Genomic DNA, 8473 nt, shown 5'->3' with positions numbered 1-8473 from the left:
GGGGGGGGGGCGTCCCTAAGCTATTAAGCACGCTTAAATTGCAACTTATTAATGGCGTGATAGGAGAATTATATTTAAAAAATATAATCACATTTCCTGGACAAAATAAGTCATTGATCCATTTAAAAGGAAGAGTTGGAAATTTAAGGGGGAAAACTTCTGTACCAATAGCGAACTTACCAACAGAACTAGTTCCTAGCGAAAATTATCCAATTTCTTGGTATCAACCATCAAATGATGATTTTTCAAAAGTAGGAATTTATGTTAACGCAGAACAGAAATGCGTATGGCTAAGTTTCACTGGAGGCGGACCAAGTAATTTGCTAGTTGACCTAAATTCATGGTATGTGGTCGACCACGAAATAAAATAGGGACACTAATCTAAAGTATCTAACTTAGTTAGTGTCTTAGTAATTTAAATAATAAGGAGAATAACTATGTTAGATCTATTAACAAATTTTGAAAAGGCAATGCCTGACGCTTCAAAATCGTTAAACAAAAATTTTGAAATGCTAAAAGACTTTTTCATCAATCTAGATGAAAATGCTGTGAAAGTGATAAACCTTGCACGTATGAATGCAGCGCAAAAAGACGCAAAATTATATGTGGTTAATGATGTTATCGCTGTTGTGAACATTAACAATATAATGTACCCAAAAAATGCTGATGTAATGTATCAAGTTCCTAAAGGTTATCGACCTTTTGAAGATGTTGGTGTCATGCAAGTTAGAAACTCAACTGATATTGTGTCGCCAGTCGTAATGCGAGTTCAGCCAAATGGTGATGTACGTATCTTAGGTAATCTTGATGACACAAGACAAATATATGGCTTCGCAGTCTACGCAATTAATAAGGAGAATTAGATATGAAAGAATTGAAAACATTATACTTTTGGAATGAAGATATGTCTTTTTCTCATCTTGAGATATTAAAAGACGGACAAGAAATTCCAGAAAATGCAACACTTACTGCATACGCAGGATACGCTCCATTTAAGTATGATAAAAGTTTAGATAAGTGGATAGGCGTATCAAAAGAAGAATATGACAAAGCACACCCAATTGAACCACCAGCTCCAACAAATCAAGACAAGATGAATGCAATGTTTATTAAAAGTAATTTAGAAATTAAGAAAGAAATTGCTGAAATGAAAGGAGCCAATAATGGTTGAAGAATATAAGAGGCTCTTTCAAATGAAAGAACTTTCCGAAAACGACATTAACGACTTACTGACTTTCGGAATGATTACCAAAGCAGAAAAAGAAGAAATAATTGAAGGAGCTTAATATGCACCAATTAGCTGGACTAACTTTAGGTGAGTGGGTTTCGATTATTGGGATAGTTACATTCTTGGCAGGCGTAGTAAGCCTGCTTTTTAAATACGCTGTTTTCGCTCCATTTCAAATGGATATTAGAGAATTAAACAGTAATTTTAAAACCTTAAATCAAAATCTAGCATCACTTCAAAGCGATTTAAAAGAAATAGAAATTCGTGTCGATGGTCATGATAGGAGACTAGATAGGCACGATGAGAGGTTAAAAAATATTGGAAAGGAAGTATTTAAATGAAAAGAAAGAAAATTAAATGGTCGTTTGATTATCAATCTAAGCGGTGGCTATTGTCAGTAGCTGGAGCTATTGGATTATTGATAACAACGTTCATTCCTGATTTTGATATAGCACATTATAACGAGATCGTTAATTCTGCTCTAGTGTTGTTGATAACGCTAGGCTTAGTTACTGATACTTCAAATTCAAAGGAGAAATAATTATGACATTAAATGGTTTAGATGTTTCAGGACACAATAAAGGTATCAATGTTGGTGATCTAGATGGTGATTTTGTAATTGTTAAGGCGACAGGGGGATTGAACTACACTAACCCACAATGTAACGCACAAGTAAAACAAGCTCTTGATTCAGGTAAGAAACTTGGCTTGTATCATTTTGCCCATGATACAGGTATGAAACATGGAACTGGAAAACAAGAAGCTGAATTTTTCATTAATTCAATTAAGAATTATGTTGGTAAAGCAATGTTAGTTCTTGATTTTGAATCAGATAATCAAACTGATGTAAGCTGGGCGCTTGAATTCGTTAACACAGTGAAATCAATGACTGGTGTAACACCAGTTATATACATGATGTTATCAAACGAAAATAATGTTAACTGGAAACCTTTAATTGATGCTAATGTTGGTGTTTGGATAGCTCAGTATAACAACTACAATGCTGTTATTGGATACCAACCACGCGACTTATACGGAAAACTTAAACATTGGAAATCAATGGTTATGTTCCAATATACTTCATCAGGACGTATCAACGGTAAAGGTCCGTTAGACTTAAATATCTTTTATGGTGATGAGGGTGCTTGGGATAAATATGCCAAGGCTTCAGGGGAAGTTAAACCTACTCCACCAACACCACCATCAAAACCTTCAACCCCTGATTCATGGGTAGACGCACAAGGTGTTAAATGGTACAAAGAGACTGGTAAGTTTACAATCACTGTTAATGAAGGAATTATTCTTCGTTGGGGTGCAACTACTAAGTCATCTAAAATTGGTGTTCTTAAAAAAGGTTCTGTTGTAAACTATGACGCATTCTCATTGAGCAACGGTTATGTGTGGATAAGACAACCTAGAAAAGATGGTTATGGTTACCTTCCAACAGGAGAAGTTAGAAACGGTAAACGTGCAAACTATTGGGGTACGTTTAAATAATAAATTAGGAGGAAATCCTAGATTAATTTGTTTTTTATATAAAAATAAAGCTCACTGTTTAAGTGGTTATTACAGTTTATGTAACGACCTCTCTTACAGTGGGCTTTTTTTGTTTGCTCATTTTTTTGGAAATCTATTTAATTCTTTGTAACGTTCATCAAGTAAATAATGAATATAGATCAATTCTTCGAACGTCGCATTTTCTATAAATTTTCTAGTTTCTTCTATAGTAATAGAAATCACCTCCAAAGCTAGATTACGCAAAGTAAATAATTATAATTAAATATTTTGCACTTTTTTTGCACTCTACGTTGTTAAACCCTTGATATAACGGTATCGAAGAATACCGTACGGGTGATAGTTAAAACATTATAGAACACAGATAATCGCATAAGACGTTGATCTTATGCGATTTTTGTTTTTTAAGAACACTATAAAACACAGATATATTTTGCATTATTTTTGCACTATTTTGATGATTTTTAGTCGATTTAAGAAATGAGTGCAAAAAATTGTTGCTATGGAAAAATAATGTGGTTTTATGTATGATTTGATTGGAGGATTAATATGAAGAATGAAGATTTAATACCAATTATAGTTTCAATAATAGCAGCAATAATTTCAGTTCTAGGACTTTATTTTGCTGTTAAGTCTTACAAATTCAGTAAATATAGTAATATTCGTCACACAAATGGATGGTTTTCTATGATTCATAGTCTTGGTAAAGTTGAAAAAATTTCGGTTAAAGAGCTTTGTAATTTTAGAAATATGTTTAGATATACGAAATACGATGATATAAGTTTAAATATAGAAAACATAGAAAATATGAAATTCAGTTCTGTTCCTAAATTAAGAAATTTTTTTAACTCTAATTTTTCTGATGATTTTGAAAAACTTCAAGCTTTTTATTCAAATACTTGTGTAGATAAGTGTAATAATTGGATTGACATGTTAGAAAAGAAAGAGTCGTTTGAAAGCAATGATGATGAATTTAAAGAATATCAGTATTTATTAAGATTTCAGCTTAAGTATCATGAGTGTGAAATAAACCACAAAAAAGGAAGAAATAAAGATACTTTCCAATTATTAAAGATTGTAAGTATTGCGATGTTAGATGATACTTTAAAAAATCAAAGATAATAAGAAATGTTAAAAGATAAAAAACACATTCCAAATTTTGAATGTGTTTTTTATATAATTTTTAATTGCTTCGTATTTCTTCGAAAAATCCAGCAGTAAAATTATATAAAAGAAATCCTAGTATGGTGACTCCGATTAATATTAACCAGTTTGCAAGTAAAAACTTTACAAATATGAATGCAATAGAAGCAATTAAAAAATAAATGGCGTATTTATTTAAAATAATTCTTAGCATCCAACTCTGAATTTTTAATATTATAATTACTATTAATAAAAAGATAAAATAAATCATTTATTTCTCCTTGAGAATGTATAGTTAATTATTCTTAACACTAATTTATGTTCTACAATATTTTTAATTTCAAAGTGAAAATATCAACTTCATGGTTTAAATGATGAAGACAAGTTTAACAAGTGCTATTTAGATTACGGTGAAACACTAAAATAGTTAGATTAATAAAAATAGGATACCACTTGTTAAGGTGAGTATCCTATTTTTATTAAATATTTATTTTAAAGATGTTGGGGGAGTAATGAAGAATAATTCCCATGGATTTCCATTGGGATCATAAACCTGTACCAAATAGAACCCTCCTAAATAATCGTTTTCAAAAAAATTAGTGGTATCAAATATTATATTTGGATGTTCTCCAGTAGTAGTGGGCGTTCCAGTTACACTTTTGGCATTGTAAGTATCTATTAACTTATACGTGTATCCATAATCAATAGTGAACTGTTTTGCGTCAATGGCAACTTGTGTAGTATTGACCGACACAGTATTATTAATTACGTTATTTGCACGGATTTCATTGGATAGTAAGTATTTTTGAACAAAATGATCATTTGTTGCAGCGGGAGTAATGAATTCAAGATTTTCATCAGCTATTTTATTTCTCAGAAGAGACGACAAATTTTGAGGTAACACCTTAGCTGTCGAACTAGCTGATACATTACCAACTGTTCCCGCTAATCCTGATAGGACCGAAATAGTAACTAAACCACTTATAATAAGTTTTTTCATAACTTTACCTTCTTTCTGTAATCGTTTACAAAATAAACTTAACAACTAGAAATAGTTAATGCAAGAAATAACACAATGTGCCATATACCTCTATAAAACCTTCAAGGAATGATTAACTTCATAAATGTTTTTTTATTTGTTTGAAGTGAAATTTGTAAATAAAATGATTTCTCAAATTTTATAATAAATTCTTGTAATGAAAGGATTATTACTATTGGAATTTATGGTTTCTGGGTGAGTATCAAACTAGAAGATTGGAAAGCTAAAAATACAAGCTTTCAAAATTAAAAAAGACTCTTGTCAATCGACAGGAGTCTTTTTATATCATAAATGCACTTACATTATTAGCAATGTGTACAACGATATTAGCTTTAATATTTTTAGTTTTTAAATATGTGAAACCAAGAACAAATCCTAAAGCGATTTTTGATATTAAGTAGACAGGATCATTTGAGCCATGCATTAATCCAAATATAGTACTGGACAAAATTAAGCTCACGTATGGACGATTAACGAAGAACATGTTCATTAATAAACCACGAGACAAAATTTCTTCGGTTATTGGGCCAATAATAACTGAATAGAAAAGCATCACGACTGGGAAGTTCTTGAATATAGCTGATAAAGCATCTACATTGGCGTTTCCAGTCGGTTGCATATATGGTAGTGAGAATTTGTTGATTAATACATTAATAACTATCGCTACAATTATTATTAATATCGTATATTTTGTAAAAGGATTTTTGTATTTATGATTGATGCGATGATAATAGCCAAGCATAAATAGTGGAATTAAAATCATGGATAATATAATTACTGCTAATTGTAAATACAATCCGTTTTGACCTTTGCCAAAAGGAGGTAAAGTCATTAATGTAACGGGTATTTGTTGAAGTAAGTAAAATCCTAAAATTATAATTACATTTCTCAGTGTTTTCAAAATGAACTCCTAAAATTTTAATAGATAGATTTTAACATAGAACAAGGAAGAACTAGACAAGTTGTTTTTTATTTTTAATTTGATGATATATATATTCAGCACAATAATTGCACGAAAGCTGTGTAAACGGTTTAAAAAAACAGCACAAAATACGTTATACGTGATATACTCATTTGGTACTATAAAAAAATTATGGAGGGATAATTTATGTTATCTGGAAAAGAGTACAAGAATTATGCACTTGCGACAGCAACTATCTTAGGAATGGGTACAGGATTAGCAATGTTGAGTAATCCAAATCATGTTGAGGCAGCTACATGGTCAGCACGTTCAACTTCAGCCATTCAGTCAAGTATGAAAACTAACGGAACAAAACCTTACACAATTGTTTGGGGTGATACACTTTCAACAATTGTTGAAGCAGCAACAAATAATGGTATTAACACAAATATGACACGCCTTGCTGAAATTAATAAAATTTCAAATATCGATCTTATATATTCAGGAAATAAAATTTGGTTTAGTGGAACTGGTGATAATGGAACCTTAACTACAACTGATAAGAACGGTAATAATAAATCATATAATTTAAGCCCTAATAAACCAGTTGTTAAAGATAACTCACAATCTTCATCAAATAATAACAACAATGGGTCAACAACAAAACCTGCAACTCCAAATAATCCAGGGAATGGAAATGACGATACTGGCAACAATAGCGACAACAATAAAGATTGGGCTTATTATCTAAATAGCCAAACACTTATGTCAAAATTCTTTGGATTGATTAATCTTAATAATTATGGAATTCAAATAGGAGCACCAGCTGATAAAGAAAATTGGGAATCTATTACACAAGGATTCGGGTTTAGCGGCCCACTTGATGATGGTGTTTTATCTGAAAAATATCCTTGGACTGATGATAGTATCGCGCAATTTACTTATGAAGAATCATTTAGTAATGGTATTTTAAATGGAATGACTGCAGATTATGCTAACGATTTGAATATCAACCTAAATGATAATAAATATAAATACGTTACTGTAAACTTTGATCAAGCTGATGGAAGTTTTGTAGCTGATAATTATAAAGGTAGTGGTATTAGTGCTGAATTAACTTGGTACTATCAAGACCCATCAACACAAGCAACTAAATAAATAGTAATTTAGATTTTTAATAGTTGATATTAATAATAAAAAAGAAGTTAGGCATTTATGCCTAACTTCTTTTTTATTTTAAATAGCCAGCTTCTTGTAATTTCTTACGTAGTTGTAGCATAGCTGTATATGTTGCTAGAACATATATTTTTTTAGTAGGAACATTTTTGATTTCATTAATAAAATCAAGAATATCAGGTTTTTCAATTAGTTTATTTTCATCAAGACCTGAAATTTTGTAACGGAAACTAATATCTTTACGACGTTCACCAGCTGTAATAACTTGGGGAATTTCATCATAAGGTAAGTCTTCGAAATCAGCATCCCAAATCCAGCTAGTATCAATGCCGTCAGCGTAATTAGCGTTTAATAAAAACGCCATTGAGTACTCATTATCATCGGTTTTGATGGTATCAAAAACTTGATTTAATCCGACAGGATTTTTAACAAGAATAACGTTTAATTCATGGTCATTAACCGAAATGGTTTCTTGGCGACCGAAGACTTGTTCATCATAGTCAAAAGCAGAGTTAATTTGTTCTTGAGTGACTTCCATTTCACGTCCTAAAGCGTAAGCAGCTAGAGCGTTATAAATATTATACATACCACCAATGTTGATAGTGTATTGGAAATCATCAATATTAAAAATCGATTTGTGAGGTTTTAAGGAAACAATATCTGTCACCTGATATTTCAATTCAGGACGACCAAAGCCACAATTAGGACAGAAATAACTTCCTAAATTAGCGTACGAAATATAGTGATAGTGCAATACTTTTTCACATTTAGGACAAAGGACACCATCAGTATTAGCAGGGGCTTTAAAATCTTCTTTTTCATGACCTAAATCAGAGAAACCATAGTAAACAAATTTGTTTGGTAGGTCGATTGAATTAAAAATTGCTGCATCACCGTTAGCTATAACTGTTGCATTTGGTGCTAACTTAATTCCATCAATTATTTTTTGATATGTTGTATAAATTTCTCCATATCGGTCCATTTGATCACGGAAAATATTTGTAAGTAAGAAATATTTTGGTTTGATGTACTTACAGATGATTTTGACATTAGCTTCATCTACTTCTAATAATGCTAAAGGTTTTTGTTCACGCCATTTCTTGTGTGTCAAAAATGAAGTTACAATACCTTGTATCATGTTTGATCCGGTAGAGTTAGTTAAAATATTAGAATACTTTTCGCTTAATATTTTGTTTGATAATGATGTAGTTAAAGTTTTACCATTAGTACCAGTAACAATTACTAAGTCATATTTCTTACCTAAGTCGGCTAGAATATCTGGATCAATTTTGTAAGCTAATTTTCCTGGATATGAACTACCTCCACCAAGTTTACTTAAAATAAAATATGAAGATTTACCAGCGAATTTTGCTATTTCGGTTTTAATTCCCATTGTTTACTCCTAAAAATATCTTAAAAAGATATTATCATAATGTTAATTCTATTGTCGCACAAAAAAATTCAATTATTT

The 8473-nt window shown here is 30.9% G+C and carries 11 protein-coding genes; 8 read left to right on the top strand and 3 right to left on the bottom strand.

Annotated features, from left to right (window positions below):
• The 7 genes from RD055328_RS04355 to RD055328_RS04325 all read left to right on the top strand — a co-directional run.
• Positions 1 to 371 (top strand): hypothetical protein (locus tag RD055328_RS04355; protein WP_244087581.1); only part of this gene is annotated, 371 nt, incomplete at its 5' end.
• 66 nt (positions 372 to 437) lie between these two features.
• The gene (locus RD055328_RS04350) at positions 438 to 863 is read left to right on the top strand and encodes a hypothetical protein (RefSeq protein ID WP_244087580.1); all 426 of its coding nucleotides are present in this window, start codon (positions 438 to 440) and stop codon (positions 861 to 863) included.
• 2 nt (positions 864 to 865) lie between these two features.
• The gene (locus RD055328_RS04345) at positions 866 to 1171 is read left to right on the top strand and encodes a hypothetical protein (RefSeq protein WP_244087579.1); all 306 of its coding nucleotides are present in this window, start codon (positions 866 to 868) and stop codon (positions 1169 to 1171) included.
• Positions 1172 to 1287: 116 nt separating this feature from the next.
• Positions 1288 to 1569, top strand: coding sequence for a hypothetical protein (locus RD055328_RS04340; protein WP_244087578.1), 282 nt, complete (start codon positions 1288 to 1290; stop codon positions 1567 to 1569).
• Positions 1566 to 1769 (top strand): hypothetical protein, encoded by a 204-nt coding sequence (locus RD055328_RS04335; RefSeq protein ID WP_244087577.1) that lies wholly within the window; start codon positions 1566 to 1568, stop codon positions 1767 to 1769. The genes RD055328_RS04340 and RD055328_RS04335 overlap by 4 nt, the downstream gene beginning before the upstream one ends.
• Positions 1770 to 1771: 2 nt before the next feature.
• Positions 1772 to 2725 carry a GH25 family lysozyme gene (locus RD055328_RS04330; RefSeq protein ID WP_244087576.1) on the top strand — a complete coding sequence of 318 codons (954 nt, stop codon included), beginning with the start codon at positions 1772 to 1774 and terminating at the stop codon, positions 2723 to 2725.
• A gap of 567 nt (positions 2726 to 3292) precedes the next feature.
• The gene (locus tag RD055328_RS04325) at positions 3293 to 3865 is read left to right on the top strand and encodes a hypothetical protein (RefSeq protein WP_244087575.1); all 573 of its coding nucleotides are present in this window, start codon (positions 3293 to 3295) and stop codon (positions 3863 to 3865) included.
• A 508-nt stretch (positions 3866 to 4373) separates the two neighbouring features.
• Here RD055328_RS04325 and RD055328_RS04320 read toward each other — a convergent pair.
• Together RD055328_RS04320 and RD055328_RS04315 are read right to left on the bottom strand one after the other, a co-directional pair.
• Entirely contained in the window at positions 4374 to 4886 is a 513-nt protein-coding gene (locus tag RD055328_RS04320) for a hypothetical protein (protein WP_244087574.1), read from the bottom strand.
• Positions 4887 to 5205: 319 nt separating this feature from the next.
• A complete protein-coding gene (locus tag RD055328_RS04315; RefSeq protein ID WP_244087573.1) occupies positions 5206 to 5826 on the bottom strand; it encodes a CPBP family intramembrane glutamic endopeptidase in 621 nt (206 codons plus the stop codon).
• A gap of 207 nt (positions 5827 to 6033) precedes the next feature.
• Between RD055328_RS04315 and RD055328_RS04310 the strand changes: the two genes are divergently transcribed.
• Complete coding sequence (locus RD055328_RS04310; protein WP_244087572.1) at positions 6034 to 6984, top strand: LysM peptidoglycan-binding domain-containing protein; 951 nt, start codon at positions 6034 to 6036, stop codon at positions 6982 to 6984.
• A 73-nt stretch (positions 6985 to 7057) separates the two neighbouring features.
• On the opposite strand, the gene RD055328_RS04305 is transcribed toward RD055328_RS04310, so the two are convergent.
• Entirely contained in the window at positions 7058 to 8395 is a 1338-nt protein-coding gene (locus RD055328_RS04305; RefSeq protein WP_244087571.1) for a Mur ligase family protein, read from the bottom strand.
• Positions 8396 to 8473: the final 78 nt, after the last annotated feature.

Origin of the sequence: Companilactobacillus sp. RD055328 (assembly GCF_022835675.1) — a bacterium.
GTDB lineage: Bacteria > Bacillota > Bacilli > Lactobacillales > Lactobacillaceae > BQUT01.
The sequence above is the reverse complement of the archived record's forward strand: the minus strand, read 5'-3'. Positions and strand labels throughout refer to the sequence as shown.